This window comes from Mastigocoleus testarum BC008 (assembly GCF_001456025.1).
Classification (GTDB): domain Bacteria; phylum Cyanobacteriota; class Cyanobacteriia; order Cyanobacteriales; family Nostocaceae; genus Mastigocoleus; species Mastigocoleus testarum.
Genome location: NZ_LMTZ01000086.1, coordinates 20,320 through 40,911 on the forward strand (window position 1 = coordinate 20,320; position 20,592 = coordinate 40,911).

Genomic DNA, 20,592 nt, shown 5'->3' on the forward strand with positions numbered 1-20,592 from the left:
TTATTTAAATATTTAATATGGGAATATAAAGAGTTTTATGTTTTTGTATTTTGTAATTAAATTAGATTTTTTTGTGTTTTGAAAAACTATCTAAAATACTCTAAAAAAACAAAATTAAATATCGGATTTATTACTCAAATAAGATACAATACCAACATTATTTAAGTAAATAAGTATAAATAAACAAATTTTGGTAATTGGTAATTGGTAATTGGTAATTGATAATTGGTAATTGGTAATTGGCAGTTAGGTTTTTATTGTATACTCCCATTAATTGTTTAATTATCTTCTTCTTAATAATTGAATAAATTTGTGCTGACTGCCTAGTCTTTGGCAGATTTCAATTTAGTAAAAATAATTATTTTTGAATATTGGCAATGATTCAAAAATGTATAAGGCCCTGTTTTGTAATATTCTTCTTTGAAATCAAGATAATATTTAGGTAATAGCTTAGGTAATAGCTTAGGTAATAGCGATTCTTTCAATTCACAATCTGGAGGAAGTGGGTCAGCCATCAATTGGAAGAACTCACTCAATTCCTCATAATATTCATCGAAATTATAAGCATACTTAGATTTATTTTGAGAACTATATTCAATAGAATGTTTGAGTTCTCTTAACCTGTCTAAATCATTTTTGGGAAGTTCTGCATATTATTCAAACATTAGGAATTATCATTTAATATTTCAGTTGAGAAAAATTTTGGTGACAAAAGATCCTAAACATTTGCTTGCTGTCTTTGATACAACGACCAATACAAACCTTTTTGTCGTAATAACTCTGGGTGGTTACCCCGCTCTGCAATTACACCTTTTTCCATCACTAATATCAAATCAGCACGCTTCAGAGGTGCAAAACGGTGAGCAATTAGAAATACTGTTCTTCCTTCAGAGATTTTTTGTAGGTTTTGCAGAACTTGTTGTTCGGTTTCGCTATCTAAAGCGCTAGTTGCTTCATCCAAAATTAAAATTGGAGCATGGGAAAGGAATAATCTTGCGAGGGCGATCCGTTGACGTTGTCCCCCTGATAAGGCTGTACCCCGTTCGCCCACATTGGTTTCGTAACCGTGGGGGAGTTGACTGATAAAATCATGGGCGACTGCAAGTCTAGCAGCTTCAACAACTTCTTCGGCGCTAATATCAGGATGTCCCAAAGTAATATTTTCTAAGATGGTGCCATTAAACAAAAAATCTTCTTGGAGAACTACGGCTATTTGCTGACGTAAAGATGCAATATCAGCACTTTTAATATCAAAACCATCTACTAAAATCCGACCTGATTCGATTTGGTATAGGCGCTGTAAAAGTTTGGAGAGAGTACTTTTACCAGAACCGCTGCGTCCGACAATACCGACAAATTGTCCTGGTTGAGCATCGAAGGAGATTCCTCTTAATACGGGTTCGGTATTACTTTTATAGCGAAAGAATACTTGCTCGAAGGTAACTTGTCCTTTAATGCTTGGTAGAACTAAACCCGTTCCCGGTTCTGCTTCTGGCGCAACGTTAAGAATATCCCCAATTCGATCTACTGATAGGAGAACTTGTTGCAAATTTTGCCATAGTTGCACCAAACGTAACAGTGGTCCAGTTACCCGTCCAGATAGCATTTGAAAGGCTACCAATTGACCGACTGTTAGCTTTTGTTCGATAACTAATTTGGCTCCAAACCACAGAATCAATAAACTAGAAAAATTAGTTAAAAAATCACCAATATTACTACTGATATTGGAAGTAGTAGAAGCTTTAAATCCAGTACGAACAAACCGAGCAAATAATCCTTCCCAGCGATCGCGAGCTATGGGTTCGGCTGCATGGGCTTTAACAGAGTGAATCCCGGTGACTGTCTCGACTAAAAATGATTGACTATCGGCGCTGCGGTTAAAGGTTTGGTTTAGCCAATTACGAAGAATCGGTGTGGCGATTAAGGTTAATGTGGCAAATAAAGGTAGTACGGCTAAAGCAACTACAGTTAGGGAAAGATTGTAATAGAACATTAACGCCAGGTAGACCACAGCAAAGATGCTGTCGAGTACAACTGTTAATGCTGTACCGGTAAGAAACTGACGAATTTGTTCCAATTCTTGGACCCGCGCTACCGTATCTCCCACCCGTCGCGATTCGAAATAAGCTAATGGTAAACGCATTAAGTGGCGAAATAATTGCGCTGATAAACTTAAATCTAAGCGACGGGCTGTATGGGTAAAAATAAATAAACGGAGAATTCCCAGAACTGCTTCAAAAACCGCAACTAATAATAAAGCTATCGCCATGACATCGAGAGTTGGTAAACTCTCCTGTACCATGACTTTATCAATAATGACTTGGGTAATTAATGGGGTAGTTAAACCCAATAACTGCAGAGTAAAAGAAGCTATTAAAACTTCTGAAAGTAAACCTTTGTAGCGCCAAACAGCTGGAGTAAACCAACCTAAGTTAAACTTTTCTTGTTTTTGAACTAGTTCTGCTTGCCAGAGTTTACCATCCCAATACTCTTCAACTATCTCTTGGGTAAGACTTTCACAACGTTGTTCTGTATTGAGGGGATTAGCAATAATCAGGCGATCGCCAGCCATCGCGTAAGCTACCACCCAATTACCGTCATTATGACCAGATGTACCCCATCGTAATAAAACTGGATATGAAAGTTGTCGTAATTCCTTCCAACTATTAATTTGCAAGCGGCGCAAAACAAAACCTAATTTTTCTGAGGCTTCAATCAAATGTTTTGGACGTTGTCCTCTGAGTTGACGTTGCACCCATTCTAGTTTTACAGGGTGTTCTAACTGTTGCGCCACCATTGTCAAACAAGCAGCACCAGTATTCGAGCTACTAACAAATGGATAAGCTGCAGAATTCAAACCTTGAGGAGGAAGGGTCAGGTTAAGTAAACTTTGGCGAGTACTGGAGTAACTGTATTCTTGACGAGAAGAATGATTTGAAGGAGGTTCTGTATCGCCGGAATAGTTACTGTTATTTACTGCTAATTCTTGTACTTTAGATAGATCTAGTTGAGTTTGAGCTTGTTTGTTTGTAGCTGCTTGCTCTGTAAATTCTTCATCCCTAATTTCAGTATTAGTTTGTTTGGAAATTAAACCGTTATCACTTAAACCTCTATCAAGAGTTTTTTCAGAAAGTTTCTCAGAAGTTTTCTCAGGAGTTTCCAAATCATCTTCACGCCAGAATTCAACTATTTGAGGCGTAGCAAGTTCCTCCCAAACAGTAGTTTCCCAACGAACAATAATAACTTCTTTACTTGCTGCAACTGCTTTACAGTCAACAACTGACTTTTTTAAATCGCCAAACCAATTCCCTGCATCTATTGTTCCTATAGGTTGACTGGTCTTTTCATCTCGCCAACGAACCTTACCAGAAATAATTAAAAATTGATATTCTGTTGACGTCGAGAAAGACGACCAAATTTTTTCTCCTAATTTATAGCGCAACACTTTCCCAAGTTCTTCCACTCGGGACTGTTGTTCGGTTGTTAACCAAGACAATGGTGGTTGATTCCAAGCCAAAGAAGCTAGCACTTGAGCCGCAAAAGAATCATCAACTGCTGTTACTTCACTTCCAGCTTGACCGTCAGTTTTTGAATTTTCTCCGCTAGCCATTTCTCAAATAATTCATTCTGTAGAGCTTTTTTTAACTGAATATCTTCCAAAGTCGCCGGGAGAAACTGTTCGACCCGAAATAAACCATAACGTTCCTCTAGTTGGATCGGTCCTAATAAATCCCCAGCATTAGCTATATCCACTGCAGCACGGAGTACATCCGGCATTGTTCCCCTACTTACTGCTCCCATCATCCCGTTAAGAATGCGGTCATCTGTGAGGGAATATTCCCTAGCTAATTGCTCAAAGCTAACACCTTCTTGAATTTGAGTTTGTAACTCTTCAGCCAATTCTCGAGTATCAACAATTATCCTTGAGAGAACTACTCGATCCAGAAAAATTTTACGTTCGATGAAATATTCGGAAATTTTTCCCTCTGTAACTAAAACTTTGAGCTTGTCTAACTTAAAACCAAAAGATATAGATTCATGAAAAGTAGTGTAATCAGTATTATTTTTCACTAGCCATTCCTGAAACTTTTGGGGTTCAGTAAGTTGATTTTTGAGCCTAAAGTCGATCGCAGCCTGTTCGACAATTACAGAATTAAGTTCTATTTCATCTTCTTTGGCTTTAATTTCTTGTTCTATAACTTTTTGACGGAGAACATCTCCTATAAAATGTCCTAACTTTCCTGAAGCTCGTAAATATTTTATTACTTCCCCTATACCGATTGGTTTTTCGTCTACGGTCAAAAACTGTAAAGGTTCCATAAAATGAATACGTACAAACGACTAATAAATAGTGCAAGCCTTGATATCAGATAATTCACATTCTAGAAGAATATCCTTTCACCAATTCACCATAGATATCCTAAATCTAGAAGTGCTAAACAGCAACTAATATACGAAATAATTACGTATAAACACTTAAAATTATTTGCCGAAGATCTTAAGTGTCATGATTCCCCGATATGATTTATGTTTTTGCGCAAAGCAATTTAAACGTTCGATCTCAATAATTGACTAAGCGAAACATCCCGTAATTGTAGCGTTAATTTATGGATTGGGAACTAGTACTCGACCACATTAATTTTGACGGGTGAAGGCAGGTAAGGGGAGAGGGGGGAGACAAGAACTTTTTATTCTTATTACTAACCCCTCATAACTTATGTGGTGGACTACTAGGAATTGGGAATTAAATAAAGGTATTTTCAATATTTCTAGCAGGAGTCAGGAATCAGAAGTCAGAAGTCAGAAGTCAGGAGTGCAACCTGCTTTACATCTAATTTTTAGCTTTTTGGTTGTACCAATCCGCTATACTTTTCCATTCATTACCAATTACCAATTACCCATTACCAATTACCCATTACCCAACTTCAGGAAAAACTTTTCCACAACAAAGCTAGTGCGATCGCAACAATTGCTCCAATTGAGGTATTTACAATGTTCACAACATCATGGGTAAGCCAATCATAGCGGGATTCTAAAGTTGCACCGATGACACTTTCAATATTAGTTGCAATAAAAGCAGCTAGAGTACACCACAAAACTCCAATTAAATCAATCAGACCAATTCCCCATCCAAAAAATGCGATCGCAGCAGAAGCAAAAATACCAGCAAGGGTTCCTTCCAAACTCACCGCTCCTTCCGTACCACGGGGAACAGGTTTTAAAGTGGTAATTAAATAAGTGCTTTTACCATAAGCTTTACCAACTTCAGTTGCAGAAGTGTCAGAAAGTTTTGTACTAAAGCTAGCAACAAATCCTAGTATTAGCAGGGAAACTATGGTTAGCTTCAGATTTCCATCAGTTGTCGGGTAAAACAAACGAACTGCTAATACAGCCAAAGCACAAACCGAACCCGTAAATGCCGAGCCCCAAACATTTCCCGGACCTCTCGTACCAGAACGTTCTTCAGCAATACCCAAAGCTTCTTTTTCTGCCATACCAATACGGGTAACAGCAGAACCAACCAAGAAATAAAATATTACCAGTAAATATCCTTGCCAACCTAAAGTTAACCAAAGTATTGCACCCAAAAACCAAGCATGTATTAAACCAACGGGAGTTAAAAGTTTTTTGGGAGCGATCCAGGCTATGAAAACTAAAACTGTATTTAGCCCAATACCCAATAGCCCGGAATTCATCACATAATTTTCCAGGAACATCTTTAAAAATTATCAGCACTAGTATTTTTTTCAGACTAGCAGGAGAAGACGATTTGAGTAATAAGTAATGAGTAATAAGTAATGAGTAATGAGTAAGGAGTAGGAATTAATAATTTTTTTGCTGCAAAAATATAGAGCAATATTTTGTCACGAGTATATTTTTTATCAACTCTTCATAATACTGTAAAGACGAAATGTAAAAAAAATGACTTTATACCAATATAAAAACTTAATAAAATACTGATTACTCATTCGTAAAAATTAGAACAAGATAGCTTTATTAGTTTGTAAATTAAGAGACAATCGACTTTCATAGAATATGTAGTACCACCACAGGCTCAAAATTATGGCAGTGGAAATTTCAAATCCCTTCGATATAAATCTTGGTACTGACAATGTCATTATTACTGATACAGTCAGTTCGTTAGAAGGAAGTGACTTCTATAAATTTACTATCGGTGCTAGTAGCAGTTTTAACTTGTCCTTGGATGATTTGAGTGCCGATGCTGACGTCACTCTAATTCAAGATCGCAATTCTAACTTGCAAATAGATGGAGACGAAGTAATAGCTTATTCCAATCGCGGCGGTACGAGGTCGGAATTGATCAATGAAATTTTGGAAGAAGGTGATTACTATATTCGAGTTTATCCTTACGAAGAAGATGTGGATATCCGATATAGATTAACTGTTGGTGCAGAACTTTTAGATCTAGGGGGAGATACTCTTACCGAAGCGTACAAATTAGAAAATGGAGCAGCGATTAGCGACCGCATCGGTGGTTTAGATTTAAATAATTATTACCAATTAACTTTAGATGGTAGAAGCGATATTGATATAACGGTAAGTGGTCTCAATAATAATAGCGATAGTGATATTGATGTACATTTACTCGACATTAATGGTCAGATCGTTTCTAGTTCGACGAGTCCAGGTTCTGATGAATCAATTATTGAAACTTTAGAACCCGGAAAACATAACGAACATAACGTATATATTTATTCATACAGCCTTAATGAAGCAGATTATAATCTAACTTTTTCGTCAGTTCCCAAGACAAATTCACCTGTACCAACAAGTAGTAGTCCTTTACCATTACCAACAGCAGGTGGGGATAGTAATGTTGTAGCATCTCCGATTCCTCAATCAGCAAATAGCAATACAAATCATATCCAAGGAACTTTTGGAGCTGATACTTTTACTTATCAGTCGGGCTACAACTTGAATATTTTCTCCGGTAATGGCAATTATAATTACTCCTCGGGTTTGTTTGACACACTCAACTTGTCCAATTATGTTTCCAACACGGTTGGAATCAACCTTGCAAATAATGGAAATGGAGGTGTTGTTTACAATCCTGGCGATGGCGCACGTGTATTTGATGCGATTAAATTTAGTGACGGTCGTCAGATCCTATTTGAAAATATCGAAGTAGTTCAATTTGCAGATACCACTCTTAATTTATCCGTTATACCTAACGATCCTTTATTTAATCAGCAGTGGAACCTGCACATGACGGGCGTTCAAAATGCTTGGCGTTTTACTCAAGGTAATAATAATGTGCTGATGGGGATTGTCGATACGGGCTTGGGTACTGACAGTAATGGTAATCTTCACCCCGACCTACGAGATACTATTGTTGTTGGTAATAATTATTTAGATGAATGGCAAGGTTTTTCTCATGGGACTCCCGTTCAAGGAACAATGGGAGCAGCAGCAAATAATGGTCAAGGTATTGCTGGAATTAATTGGAATTCTTCCATTTATACCATTGATGTTGTAGGTGGCGATTCTGGAGACTATAACCTGGTTGGAGCTGTTGACACAATAATTAAAGAAGCAAATTCCCTAGGACAGTTTGCAGTCATCAACTTAAGTTTAGTTGGCGGTTACTCAGTACAACTCGAACAGATAATTGCTAACAATCAAAGTAATGCTCTCTTTGTAATTGCATCTGGTAATGACGGTGGTAATAGTATTGCTAGCCCTGCTAACTTAGCGGCAAAATACAGTAATGTAATGGCTGTCGGTGCTTCTTGGGGTACAGCAGATTGGTATGGTAATCCAAAAACACCGGGTCAAAGAATTGATTATTCTGGAATTGGATGGTGGGGTTCAAATCGTGGAGATGGTTTAACCTTAATGGCTCCATCGGAATTTGTTAGTACCAATGCCATAATTAACCCATCTAGTAGCTTCCACACTCACGGCTACGACCCTCGATTTAATGGAACTTCTGCATCAACAGCAATGGTATCTGGTATTGCCTCATTACTTTGGAGTGTCAATAAAAATTTAACTGCAGAGCAAATTAAATCCATTATTTCTCAAACTGCTACCGATCTAGGTGCTATTGGTTATGACACGGAATACGGTCATGGATTAATAAATGCTGATGCAGCAGTAAGACGAGCAATGGCAATTTCTAGAGGATTTTCTTAATCAGTTAATGCGCTAACGCGCACGCTCCGCTAACAGTTAACAGTTATCAGATATATAAATTAGTTTGCAGCTGATTACTGATTAGCTCAAATTTAATACAGGGTGTGTTGATGCCGATCGCACATCCTGTCACTATTTGATGACAAATTTTCTCTTGTTCATAACTAATCTGTAAATCAATTATCTGTTTATTTTTTTTATTTACATTATTTTTAATTTCATAAGCATATCAATAACTAAAAACTTTACTTCGGTGAAGCTTTTAAAGTTTCGTGCTGCTAATAAATAACAATTTTTTCTAAAAATAATTTATGTCCATCGATTACCTGAATAATAATCTCGATTATCGCAAAGGGCAAAATATCAATACTTTCTCTTCAAAGAATACTTTCAGCTTTCAAGAACCCACTTATTCAGGATTAGTTAGTAACAGTAGTTATAACTCTTCAACAGGTTATGGTTCTATTGATACAAAAGAAGCTTTAGAAACAATTACAGGTAAAGAAATCAATGAAGTTCCAGATTTAGGTGGTAATAATTGGGGAGCCGATTTGATAAATGCTCCAAGTGCTTGGAATGAAGGATATACCGGAGAAGGTGTAATTGTTGCTGTGCTTGATGGTGGGGTTGACTACAACCACAAGGATTTACGAGATAACATTTGGACAAATAGTAAGGAAATTGCTGGTAACGGCAAAGATGATGACGGTAATGGTTTTATCGATGATATTTACGGTTGGAATTTCCATGACGATAACAACGACACGTTAGACAAAGATGGACATGGTACCCATGTTGCAGGTACTATCGCTGGTGTTAATAATAATTATGGCGTAACTGGTATAGCCTATGATGCCCAGATTATGCCCGTGAAGGTACTTGATGATAGTGGTTCTGGTTATTACAGTTCGATTGTTGATGGAATTTACTACGCAGTAGATAACGGCGCTGATGTTATTAATCTGAGTCTTGGAGGTGAATATCCCAGTTGGGATGTGGAATCAGCAATTGAATATGCCCATAAAAATGGTGTAACTGTTGTCATGGCTGCTGGAAATAGTTCCGGAGAAGTTCCTTTGTATCCGGCTAACTATGCAGATGATTATGGAATTGCAGTTGGAGCAGTAGATCGAAATAATGAATTGGCTGATTTTTCCAACCGTGCTGGTAATGATGAAATTGCTTATGTGACCGCTCCGGGCGTAAATATCTACTCTACAGTCCCAAATGATGGATATGAATCCTACAGTGGTACATCTATGGCGGCTCCTCACGTCAGTGGAATGGTTGCATTAATGCTCAGTGCAAACCCAAATCTGACTCCCGATCAAATTCGTCAAATTGTTACTCAGTCGGCAAGTAATAGTAGTCAAGCAACAAATAGCGATCGCAAAATTTTAGGTTTAGATTTAGAACTTGATTATTTAAGCTTTGTTGAGACAACTTTTGATAGCTTTGACAGTATCGATTTTAATTTTGATTTTGCTAACCTTGAAGCGAATAAAATTATTGATTTTTCCAGTAATATTTCTAGTCAATCAGGAATTAGCAGTGTAATTGACAATTTTAATGTATCAACTTTATCAACTTTAGATATTGATTTTGCTAATAATAATCTTGCCAATAACAATAACTTGCTGAATAATCCCATACTTTCTAATCCAGCAATTACCTCTGAATTATTGAATTTATATCGCGGTTATTTGAATTTAATGAAAGGTATTGAAGAAATCACAAAAGATGACAATCCTGAGGAATTACCTTCAATTCCAAGTTTGTCGAGATGAATAATCCATGAGGTACATATCAACTAGGAACTGAAAGAGTCATCTTGCTTCTAGTTGCTTTGCATGGTCTTTCTCTGGATGTGGAGCATTGAGATAATACCAATTTGGAAAAATAATGAGACAGATAGATTTTGTAGAGACGTTGCATGCAACGTCTCTACCGGAGAATCTGTTGCAATGATTTATTGAATTAGTATAAGTTCGCACCATAGTAGCGACACAATTCACTTTTAGCTCATACAGGAATTTTAAATCACTTAAGTCTTTACTTTACCTTCAAGTACTGTTTCTGTGAGATTAGCTCCTTTAAAATTAGCACTTTCATAATTTTTTACCTCTTCAAGAGTCGCCCGATAAAAAATCGCCCCTGAAAGAATCGCCCCTGAAAGATTCGCCCCTGAAAGATTCGCCCCTGAAAGATTCGCCCCTGAAAGATTCGCCCCTGAAAGATTCGCCCCTGAAAGATTCGCCCCATAAAGAATCACCCCTTCAAGAGTCGCCCCTAAAAGATTCGCCCCTTCAAGAATCACCCCTTCAAGATTCGCCCCATAAAGATTCGCCCGATAAAGGTTCGCCCCTTCAAGAATCACCCCTTCAAGATTCGCCCAGTAAAACTCTCTAAATAACAGAATGCAATCTTTCAAATTCAAAAAACTCAGATGATTCAAGCAAAATACAATACCGTCTACTCTTTGTCCTTGTAGTCGGGAAATCCAGTTTCCAAAAGCTTCAGGGGAATCCCATTCAATTTGAGAAATATTTTCTGTTACCCTAGCACAAGCATTTAATACAACCAACAGTGCTTCTTCTGCATTCCGCGCCTGTTGATTTGCTTGATGAAAATCTGGTCGAGGATTCAAACGTTCCATTGGCATTCCATGACGCAGCATAAAACTAATTAATTCGCATAGTGTTTGCTGCCAATTAGCAATATCCGAGGGATTTTGTATACTCTGTAAGCGTATTTCATCTAATACAAAGTTAAACAAATACTCATCCATCGGTGAAGCACCACACAAATTTGCCCAGCGGGTTAGAGCTTCTTTTTCATCCCAACCCTCATCAGGATCGTTTTGTTGTGCTTTCAGCTTTTTGTGAATTAGTTTTATTTCCCGCACAATGCGTGTTGCTGTTAAATACTCACCAAAACTCTTGTGAGTAAATTCAAAAGTTTTGTCTCCTTGATTATTCGAGCCACTTTGACGAAAATAAAAAGCAAGTAACAACCTAGTTACGCCTTCCTCAGCTTTTTTTTGAAATTCCATCAGCCATTTTTTTAAACCACTGCGGTTGCAATGATTTTCAATATCTCTGACTGTTGTTGTACGTCCATCACCATGCCAAGAAGATAAAGCAATTTCTTCTAGAACACGGATAAAATCTTGTTCCTTAAGTCCCTTAACTGCAGGATGTTGTCGTTTATTTTCCCAAACTCTTTCATAAACAGATTTGAGTAAATCTGCATAAATTATATTCAGATTACTCTCTTGAGAAAAATCTACTTTCTTCCTAATAAAACTCAGAGCAACCAAATAATTTAGTAAAGGCTGGGAAGTAATTTCAATTAAATTATTTTTTTCTAATTCTTTTGGTAAGCTACTATATTTTTGACCCTTAAGTAAACTGTACTTCTTCCACCATTGCTGGCGCTTATCTTCATTTAATAATTTGCGTTCATCTTTGTAATTATGTTTTCCTTTATCATCTTTACTGACAAAATAAGGTAGAACGTGTAAAATTTGCTCTGGTTTGCGGAACTCATTACTATTCGCCTGCACTATCAGTTCTCGTCCAGTAATTAAAGCTTGCAGTCGAGTTTTATTAGAATTAAATCTATCTACTTTTTTTTCTATCTCCCTAACAAATTGCTGAGCAACTTCTTGAACTGCTTTACCCTGCATAGCTAGTTCATCTAAACCATCGAAAATAATCAGTAAGCGTGGTTCAGCATTTTCTTTTGATAGAGGATTAGAAGGTAAAATATTATCAATGTCCGATTGAATAAATTTACCAATTGCATCCACCAAATCATCTGTAGGATTGAATTGATGTAAAGGAATAAATAAAACTCGAACCTTTTCTTTTTCTGCTTGCTTGGCAGCAAATATTTTTGTAAACGAAGATTTACCGCTTCCTGGTCCACCACTTATAACTCGAATCGCGTCATGAGGGTCTGCTTGATTTAACCAGGTTTCGAGTTGACTTTCTAAATCAACAACAACCCGCTGATATTGCTTGTTTTCATGTAGTCTATCCTCAAACTTATCATCCTGCTGATTTTCTTCAACTTCACAATTGTAGTAGGCATACAAAGGAACATAGATTTGTTTGAGACCAAATGCTTCGAAAAACATCGGTTCTTCAACCTGTCTTTGCAGCCAAGCTGAGTAGCGCCGCCATGCATTTTCCTGTTCGCTAGCTTTAATAAAAGGAGTATCAGGCTGTTCTGTTAAACAGGCGTATTTTTGAGAATCTTTGTTCCATTCCTCACGTAAAGCATAGACAAAATAAGTCGGTAGGCGATCACTAATACTTTGTGCTGCGGCTTTATCTTCCCCAAACTCTTCTAACCATTGCCTCAAAGGAACTTTGATTATTTCAATAATGGGTAAATCTTTGGGATTTGTAAAAAAGTTTTGGTTAATACGTAATTCGTTATCTTTCAAAAAGCGATCTAAGTGATAATCACAAATTATCTTGAGTTCATTAACTTCCAATTCATTATTATCTATTTTTATCTGCAAATCTTGATTGCTCTTCACTAAAGCAACCATTGCAGTCGTCAAAGAATTATAAATCAGTAACCAAGCAATTTCTCCCGGTGTTTTTGCTATTCCTAATTCTGCTGAAGCTTCCACTAGATTTTCAGCAGCACTATCTAAATTACCCAAAAGACCATTTAACGCAGCCTTTCCTACTGACGAAAACAAATTGCGGGGATCTTCTATTTTCAAAGACTTATTCCAGAATTTGTCGGGCTTTTTGATGGAAATTCCTGGTTCATGGGTCATGTATTTTGTATATTTCGCAAAAATACTTATCTAAATAGAATCAATTTGTTCATTTTACATTTCGGAAAAATATTTATAAAAAATATAGGGACTCAGACAAAAAACAAGAAAAAAATGTCTAAGTATCCCTATTTACTATTTCCTTATAAATTCATTAAGAAAGAACTTCTGTAGAAGTAGCTAAAACCTTCCGTGAATTACCATTGATTTTCGCCCTAATTACCTGTCCTAAAACTCCCAAAACAATACCAGGCGCAAACAATGCTGCAGGCGGTTTAATCATATGTATGACTTCAAAAAATGTCCGATGTAATTTTGGCTGGCGGGTTGATAATAACATCACTTCATCCATATATTTATGCATAAATCGAGTCATTGTATCGGGTTTTCCACCTTCAGTACTTTCCCAACGACAATCATCACTTGTCGCCATTAACCACGGAGTTTTTAACACCTGAGCTAACTGTTTTTGAAACTTTTTAGCTAATCCCACAATTGTATAATTGGAACCACTGAACTGCTTTTGTAAGCATTTTTGTAGAGTTAAAGCTCCTAAAGCAGCAGTTGTCATTCCTTGACCATATATCGGATTGAAAGCACAAACTGCATCCCCAATAATGACTAAACCATCTGGCAAACGCGCTAATTTTTCATAACGATGCCAGCAATTTTCTGTACGACGATAACCATACACCTTGGAAATAGGTTTAGCATCTTTGATTAGGTCATAAATCGCTGAGTTACGTAGAGTACGGGCATATTCTAAAAAACCTTTGTCATCAGTAGGTGGATAATCTTTACCGATACCTCCCAAAGTTATAATCCAACGATTACCTTCTGCAGGAACCAAAACTCCTCCTCGTTTATTATGGGGAGGTTTAGAGAGAACTCCTAAAGCTTGCCAATTTACTTCTAAATTTTGAGGACGTTCATACCAACGAGTGCTATAACCCAAAAAAGAATTGATCTCTGTTTTTTCTGGTGTCTGATAACCCATTGATTTTAACCAATTACGTGCTTGGGAATTACGACCAGAAGCATCCACAACTAAATCTGCAGTTAATTCTTCTTCTTGATGCCGATCTAAGTGATATACCTTGACTCCCTTGACTTGAGAATTAGACTCATCACTTAGCAATTCCTGAACTTGAGTTTTTTCTAAAAACTTAACATTATCAAAACTCAAAAGACGACGATGTACCAACCATTCTAAAAATGCACGACTACAAGTGTGGGTGATCAAATCCGATTCAATATGCGGATGCCAGCCCCAAAAACCAAAAAGTGCGTATTCCTTAGCCCAATCGATTTTTGGTGCTCCAGCTTCCTTTATCTCTGAATCTATCCCAGGAAATAATTTTTCTAAAATTCTTTTTCCTTGGGTAAGCAGTACATGAACATGATTTGCTTGAGGAACACCTGTACGGGTTTGGGGCTCTTGGGGTAAGGTATCGCGCTCAACTACAACTACACGAGCAAAATAATCTGCTAAAACCCTTGCACTTAAAAGTCCAGCCATACTGCTACCGATAACTATGGCAGTGCGATCATTAGTATTTTGCTGCGATATTGACGCGTGCATTTTATTTTACTAATCCAATTTGTAAAACTTGTAATCCGATCTTAGCGAGAATTGCTCTAGCTTTACAGAAATCAAAATCTGACGGACTCCATTTGTTGTAGCTGCCTTAACAAGGAGCGAGTTAATCAAAAATAATTTATACACTTAATAACAGTATATGAGCTACACTTCTTTTTATACTGAAATATGACAAGTATCAGCACCTAACTTGAATATCCTACTGAAACTATGCCTACTCGTAAAAAACTGTATCTCAAGGAAACAGTAAATGATGACTTATTCGTAGTTGGTATTGGTACATCAGCAGGTGGGTTGAGTGTTTTAGAAGAACTGTTCGATCACCTACCCTCCGATAGCGGTGCTGCTTTTGTTGTGATTCAGCATCTCTCGCCAGATTTTAAAAGCTTGATGAAAGAATTACTCCAGCGACACACGGGTATGGAAGTTCATCGAGTTACACAAGATATGCAGTTGCAGCCCAATTCGGTGTATCTAATTCCTCCAGGTAAGAATTTAGTTTTAGAAACCAACTTATTAAGGTTAGAAGAACGTAAAAAAAACGAAAATGATAGATACGAACTCAACTTTCCCATCGATCTGTTCTTTACCTCTTTAGCTAATAACTACAAAGAACGATCCATTGGGGTAATTTTGTCAGGCTCAGGTAGTGACGGAACCCATGGCTTAAAGATTATTAATGAAGCAGGGGGAGTATCTTTAGTACAAGATCCAGAAACGGCAGAGTTTGATGGTATGCCCCGCAGTGCGATCGCTACTGGAGTCGTAAACCAAATTCTCCCCCCCCAAGAACTAGCGCAACTAATCTATCAATGCATTCTCTCACCTGCAGATTGTCTAGAAATTGAGTCTAATGACACAAGCTTTCTGACTTCTTCTCACCTTCAGCAAATGGCTAATCTTTTGCTTGAAACGGAAAAAATCGATTTTTCTCACTACAAAACTAGTACCATATCACGACGGATTCACCGTCGCCGTTTGATTAATAACTTTCCAGATATCGCCAGTTATCTTAAATTTCTCCATCACTCTGAGGAAGAAAGGAAAGTTCTTTGCTCGGATTTACTAATTAACGTCACTCATTTTTTCCGCGATCAAGCAGCCTGGAATCATTTAGAAAATAATATTTTGCCCGTTTTAATCGAGCAGGCCAAACCCCAGGAAGAATTGAGGTTTTGGGTAGCGGCTTGCTCTACGGGGGAAGAAGCTTATTCCCTAGCGATTTTGATCCATGAAGCCTTAGAGGATTTAAATAAATCCCAGAGAGTAAAGATTTTTGCTACCGATATAGATCACACTGCGTTAAAAAAAGCTTCTACGGGAATTTACCCCCAATCTATTGTTAATCATATCACTCCCGAACGATTACAAAAATATTTCATCCCCAAAGATGAATCTTTTCAGGTGATACGCACATTAAGAGAAATGTTAATTTTCTCCCCCCAAGATCTGACTAAAGATGCGGGTTTTACCCGTATGCACTTAATCAGCTGCCGTAATGTCCTAATTTATATGCAGTCGGATTTGCAACAACAGATACTGCGTAATCTTCATTTCTCTTTATTGGTCAAGGGAGTGCTCTTTCTAGGAGAAGCTGAATCTTTAGGAATATTTACTTCTGAATTTACAGCTTTAAACAAAAAATGGAAAATTTACCAAAAAAGAAGAGATATTAAGTTCGCCATTCCTCCAAGAACCATCTCTAAATTTACCGTCAACTCTTATTCTCAGACTTTAAAACCTAAATTTCCAAATAATACAAAATCAATTCATGAGCATAGTCTCCAACGCATGTTAAACGACTCTCACTCGGTTATCATGCTGGTGAGTTCAGATTATCAATTACTTTATGTTTATGGCAACTCAAGTAAACTATTTAAACCTCCATATGGGGAAATTGTTACTGATGTTACCAAAATGGTAGTATTGCCCTTACAGCTACCTCTAAATACTGCCCTTCATCGAGCTAAAAAAGAAAAGAAATCGATTATTTATTCTGAAATTAAACTAGAACAGGGAAGGAATACGTATTATATAAACCTCAAGGTTATTCCCCCAGAAAATAATTGGGAAAGTGGGAACTTTTATCTGGTACAAATTAATCGCAAAGAAATTGTACCGTCTCTAGAAAAAACACCAGTACAAATATTTGAAGCTAACAATGAAGCTCAACGGCGAATTTTAGAATTAGAGCATGAGTTGCAACATACCCGGGAAAATCTTCAAGCATTAATCGAAGAATTAGAAACTACTAACGAAGAACAACAGGCATCAAATGAAGAATTAACCGCCTCCAATGAAGAACTACAAAGCACTAATGAAGAATTACATTCAGTTAATGAAGAACTGCACACAGTTAACATTGAGTATCAGTCAAAAATCTTAGAACTTACTCAACTCAATGACGACATTGATAATTTACTTAAGAGTACAGAAATTGGAGTTATCTTTTTAGACTCAGAGTTAAAAATTCGTAAGTTTACCCCTGCTGCAACAGCAGCAGTCTCCGTACGCCACACAGATCTAGAACGCCCGTTAAAAGAACTTACCCTCAAAATAGAATGCCCTAATTTACAAGCATTGTTGGAGGAAGTCAATTCAAATCAAAAATCTATTGAATTAGAGGTTAAGCATCTAGAATGTGACTCCTATCTCTTGGTGCGAATCCACCCTTATCACACGGAAAACCAACAAAGACAGGGAATTGTAATTAGTTTTGTCAAAATAGATGAAATTAAAGTAGTTCAGCTGCAACTAGAAAATACTTTAACAGAGTTACAAAGTAAAAAACAGGAAATAAACAACTTTTTTAATCTATCTCTAGAACTTTTATGTGTAGCTACTCCACAGAATAATTGTTTTAGACGAATTAACCCCAGTTTTGAAAGGATTTTAGGGTATACCCAAGAGGAATTGCTCAATCAACCATTCCTGAATTTTATTCACCCTGACGACGTACAATCTAGCATCGAAGAGCTAAAAAGACTGGAAAAAGATCGTGATACCATAGGTTTTAAGAATCGTTACCGCTGCAAAGATGGTTCTTATCGTTATTTTCAATGGATGGCAACTTCCTATCAGGGACTGTTATATGCCAGCGCCCGCGACCTCACCGAACAAAAACTTGCTCAAGAATTGCAGAGCCGTCAATTGGCAGCGATAGAAACCGCTAGTGATGGCATTGCAATTCTCAGTGATGATAGGTTTATTTATCTTAATCAAGCTCACCTAGAGATTTTTGGCTACACTCAACCCGAAGAATTAATCGGTCAATCTTGGCATATTCTCTACGAACCTGAAGAATTAGGTCGATTCGAACGAGAAATATTTCCTATTTTACAACAGCGGGGAAAATGGCAGGGAGAAGCTTTAGCCAAACACCGCGACGGTCATACTTTTAATGAAGAATTAACTCTCACTTTTACTCCCGCAGGGGATTTAATTTCTAGTTGTCGGGACATCACCGAAATTAAACAAGCTCAAGAGCAAATCCTGCAAGCCAATGCTGAGCTAGAACAGCGAGTTGCCCAGCGTACGCAAAGCTTAGCCAATTTTAGCAATTGCCTTCAACAAATTCATCGTCTAGCGGTTTCCAATTATCAACAGTTAGATGATTTATTTAGCAATTATCTCCAAGCTGGATGCCAGATGTTCAATCTACCTACGGGGATTGTCAGCGAGGTCAATGATTCTATATATAATATTGTCGCTGTTGAATCGCCTTTAGATTTAGAAGTGGGTTACAAATCTCCTTGTCTTTGTACTTACTGTGGGTCGGTAGTAGAAGAAAATCTTTCTACCATTACCTACAATCAGCTTGGGGAAAGCAAATCAATCAAAAATCCTCCCACTTGTCTCGACTTAAAATTAGAATCCTTTATCATTACGCCAATTTTTGTCAATGGCAATCTCTACGGAAGATTAATCTTTTGCGATACTAAATTTAGAAAATCAGAATTTACTGAAGAGGAAAGAAAAATTATCGAGTTGATGGCAAAGGATATTGGTAATTCTATTGCCTCTGTACAAACTGAAGCAGCCCTCAGAAAAAACGAAAAACTCTTCCGTAGTACTTTTGAACAAGCAGCAATAGGTATTGCCCATCTTAACCCAGAATTTCGTTTTCTTAAGGTTAACCAAGGCTTTTGCCAGATGCTCGGCTATTCTGAAGCAGAATTATTACAGAAAGGCTTCGCAGACGTTACCGACCCCGAAGACTCAGTTCTTGATTTAGAATATGTCAGACAAATGCTAGCTGGGGAGTTCGAAAGTTATTCCTGTGAGAAACGCTACATTGACAGTAATGGCTTGATCGTATGGGCTCATTTAACAGTCACTCTAATCAAACATAAGTCGGGAAAAGCGGAATATTTTGTTGCCATAGTTGGAAATATTAGCGATCGCAAACAAGCGGAAATTGATCTTAAAGAAAGTAAAACCAAACTCCAAAAAGCTAACCAAGCTAAAGATGCTTTTATTGCTCATATGAGCCATGAATTACGCACACCCCTAAATAGCATCCTTGGTTTTAGTAGCATTTTGCAAAAAGACTCTGATTTAACGACACAGCAACTTGATTCCATAAGAATCATTAATCAATCTGGTCAACATCTGCTGACTCTAATTAATGACATCCTTGACTTATCGAAAATAACAGCTAACAAACTGCAATTAGAACCACAAGAATTTAATTTTATTCAATTCTTAAACGAAATTGCGACTATCTTTCGTCTCCGCGCTCAGCAAAAATATTTAAAATTTTCTACTTCAATTTCACCTTCTCTACCTAAAATAGTGAGTGCTGATGAAACCCGATTGCGACAGGTTTTATTAAACTTACTGGGTAATGCCGTTAAATTTACCTCAAATGGCACCATAACCTTCAAAGTTTCTAATATAAAAACAAAGCAACAAAAGAAACGCCTTAAGCCTGGAAAAATCCAAAAAATCCGTTTTCAGATCGAAGATACGGGAATCGGCATCCCCAGCACTAAATTCACTGAAATTTTCCTTCCATTTAGACAATTAAGAAATATAACTGAAAATCCTGAAGGAACCGGCTTAGGATTAAATATTAGCCAAAACATTATTCAACTTATGGGTAGTCAAATCCAACTGAAAAGCAAAGTAGGTCAAGGAACTAAGTTTTGGTTCGATTTAGAAATCTTGGAAGCAGATGCCAATATTTTACCCACATCATCTGGGCCTAATTATCAAAATATCCGTTGTTTGAGGGAACCCCAAAAAATCCTCGTTGTGGATGATCGCAATGACAACCGAGCTTTATTGGTTAGATATCTAGAACCCTTAGGCTTTATCATTGCAGAAGCTAATAATGGTGAAACAGGTTTAGCTATAGCTGAAACTTTTAAACCCGATGCTATCTTGGTGGATTTAGTTATGCCAGTCATGGATGGTAAAGAAATGATTACTAGAATCAAACAACACCATGAGTTACAAAATACAGTAACTATTATGATTTCGGCTAATAGCCAGTCAATTCTCAAACAATCGGAAATGAATTGTCACGGCTTCTTATCTAAACCTGTAGACTTAGAACAACTGCTAGAACTATTAGAAAGTAATTTACAGTTAGATTGGCAATCAGTCGAAACCGTTACAGAAGAAGACTTATATGTTCTGGTTGTACCTCCTCAGCAGGAATTAATCCAATTATTAGAACTAGCCAAGTTCGGAGATATAGAAGCAATTAAAGAGCAGATAAATTTTTTCGAAGAAACAAATTCTCAATATATCCCTTTTGTGCAAAAGGTTCGACAGCTTGTTCTTAATTGTCAGCAGGAGCAATTAGAAATTTTATTTCAGAAATTGATAAATTAAATGTCGATGACTATCAGCAGTATTACCGCCCTAGCCTTTAAAGATTTTTTGTAATATTTTAAGTAATGTCTAAGTATTACTTAACTAGGCTTTTTTTATGTATAAACACTTATTTTTTCTGATTTTCGCCTTTCAGTCGCAAAACACATAGTAATTAATATTACATTATGAAGTGATGAAATATGAGTTTTAGGGC

Annotated in this window: 8 protein-coding genes; 3 read left to right on the forward strand and 5 right to left on the reverse strand. The window is 37.0% G+C overall.

Annotated elements, in window-relative coordinates:
* Positions 1–718 precede the first annotated feature (718 nt).
* From BC008_RS15055 to BC008_RS15065, 3 genes are all read right to left on the reverse strand, one after another.
* Complete coding sequence (locus tag BC008_RS15055; RefSeq protein ID WP_027845078.1) at positions 719–3,610, reverse strand: peptidase domain-containing ABC transporter; 2,892 nt, start codon at positions 3,608–3,610, stop codon at positions 719–721.
* Positions 3,559–4,320 (reverse strand): peptidylprolyl isomerase, encoded by a 762-nt coding sequence (locus BC008_RS15060; protein WP_027845077.1) that lies wholly within the window; start codon positions 4,318–4,320, stop codon positions 3,559–3,561. Before BC008_RS15060 ends, BC008_RS15055 begins: the two co-directional genes overlap by 52 nt.
* Before the next feature lie 605 nt (positions 4,321–4,925).
* Positions 4,926–5,696, reverse strand: coding sequence for a TIGR00297 family protein (locus BC008_RS15065; RefSeq protein WP_235595787.1), 771 nt, complete (start codon positions 5,694–5,696; stop codon positions 4,926–4,928).
* A gap of 367 nt (positions 5,697–6,063) precedes the next feature.
* On the opposite strand from BC008_RS15065, the gene BC008_RS15070 reads away from it, so the two are divergent.
* Positions 6,064–8,157, forward strand: coding sequence for a S8 family serine peptidase (locus BC008_RS15070; protein ID WP_027846471.1), 2,094 nt, complete (start codon positions 6,064–6,066; stop codon positions 8,155–8,157).
* A gap of 311 nt (positions 8,158–8,468) precedes the next feature.
* Positions 8,469–9,944, forward strand: coding sequence for a S8 family peptidase (locus BC008_RS15075; RefSeq protein WP_063800737.1), 1,476 nt, complete (start codon positions 8,469–8,471; stop codon positions 9,942–9,944).
* 257 nt (positions 9,945–10,201) lie between these two features.
* Here BC008_RS15075 and BC008_RS15080 read toward each other — a convergent pair whose 3' ends face one another.
* Complete coding sequence (locus BC008_RS15080; protein WP_036265271.1) at positions 10,202–12,955, reverse strand: pentapeptide repeat-containing protein; 2,754 nt, start codon at positions 12,953–12,955, stop codon at positions 10,202–10,204.
* Between the two features lie 154 nt (positions 12,956–13,109).
* The gene (locus BC008_RS15085) at positions 13,110–14,537 is read right to left on the reverse strand and encodes an FAD-dependent oxidoreductase (protein ID WP_027843002.1); all 1,428 of its coding nucleotides are present in this window, start codon (positions 14,535–14,537) and stop codon (positions 13,110–13,112) included.
* 228 nt (positions 14,538–14,765) lie between these two features.
* Between BC008_RS15085 and BC008_RS15090 the strand changes: the two genes are divergently transcribed.
* Positions 14,766–20,396 (forward strand): chemotaxis protein CheB, encoded by a 5,631-nt coding sequence (locus BC008_RS15090; RefSeq protein WP_058183163.1) that lies wholly within the window; start codon positions 14,766–14,768, stop codon positions 20,394–20,396.
* The last annotated feature ends 196 nt before the right edge of the window (positions 20,397–20,592 follow it).

Bases quoted from the DNA above. Each gene is read 5' to 3' on its own strand.
- BC008_RS15055 (WP_027845078.1), bottom strand. From the start codon at position 3,610: ATGGCTAGCGGAGAAAATTCAAAAACTGACGGTCAAGCTGGAAGTGAA.
- BC008_RS15060 (WP_027845077.1), bottom strand. From the start codon at position 4,320: ATGGAACCTTTACAGTTTTTGACCGTAGACGAAAAACCAATCGGTATA.
- BC008_RS15065 (WP_235595787.1), bottom strand. From the start codon at position 5,696: ATGAATTCCGGGCTATTGGGTATTGGGCTAAATACAGTTTTAGTTTTC.
- BC008_RS15070 (WP_027846471.1), top strand. From the start codon at position 6,064: ATGGCAGTGGAAATTTCAAATCCCTTCGATATAAATCTTGGTACTGAC.
- BC008_RS15075 (WP_063800737.1), top strand. From the start codon at position 8,469: ATGTCCATCGATTACCTGAATAATAATCTCGATTATCGCAAAGGGCAA.
- BC008_RS15080 (WP_036265271.1), bottom strand. From the start codon at position 12,955: ATGACCCATGAACCAGGAATTTCCATCAAAAAGCCCGACAAATTCTGG.
- BC008_RS15085 (WP_027843002.1), bottom strand. From the start codon at position 14,537: ATGCACGCGTCAATATCGCAGCAAAATACTAATGATCGCACTGCCATA.
- BC008_RS15090 (WP_058183163.1), top strand. From the start codon at position 14,766: ATGCCTACTCGTAAAAAACTGTATCTCAAGGAAACAGTAAATGATGAC.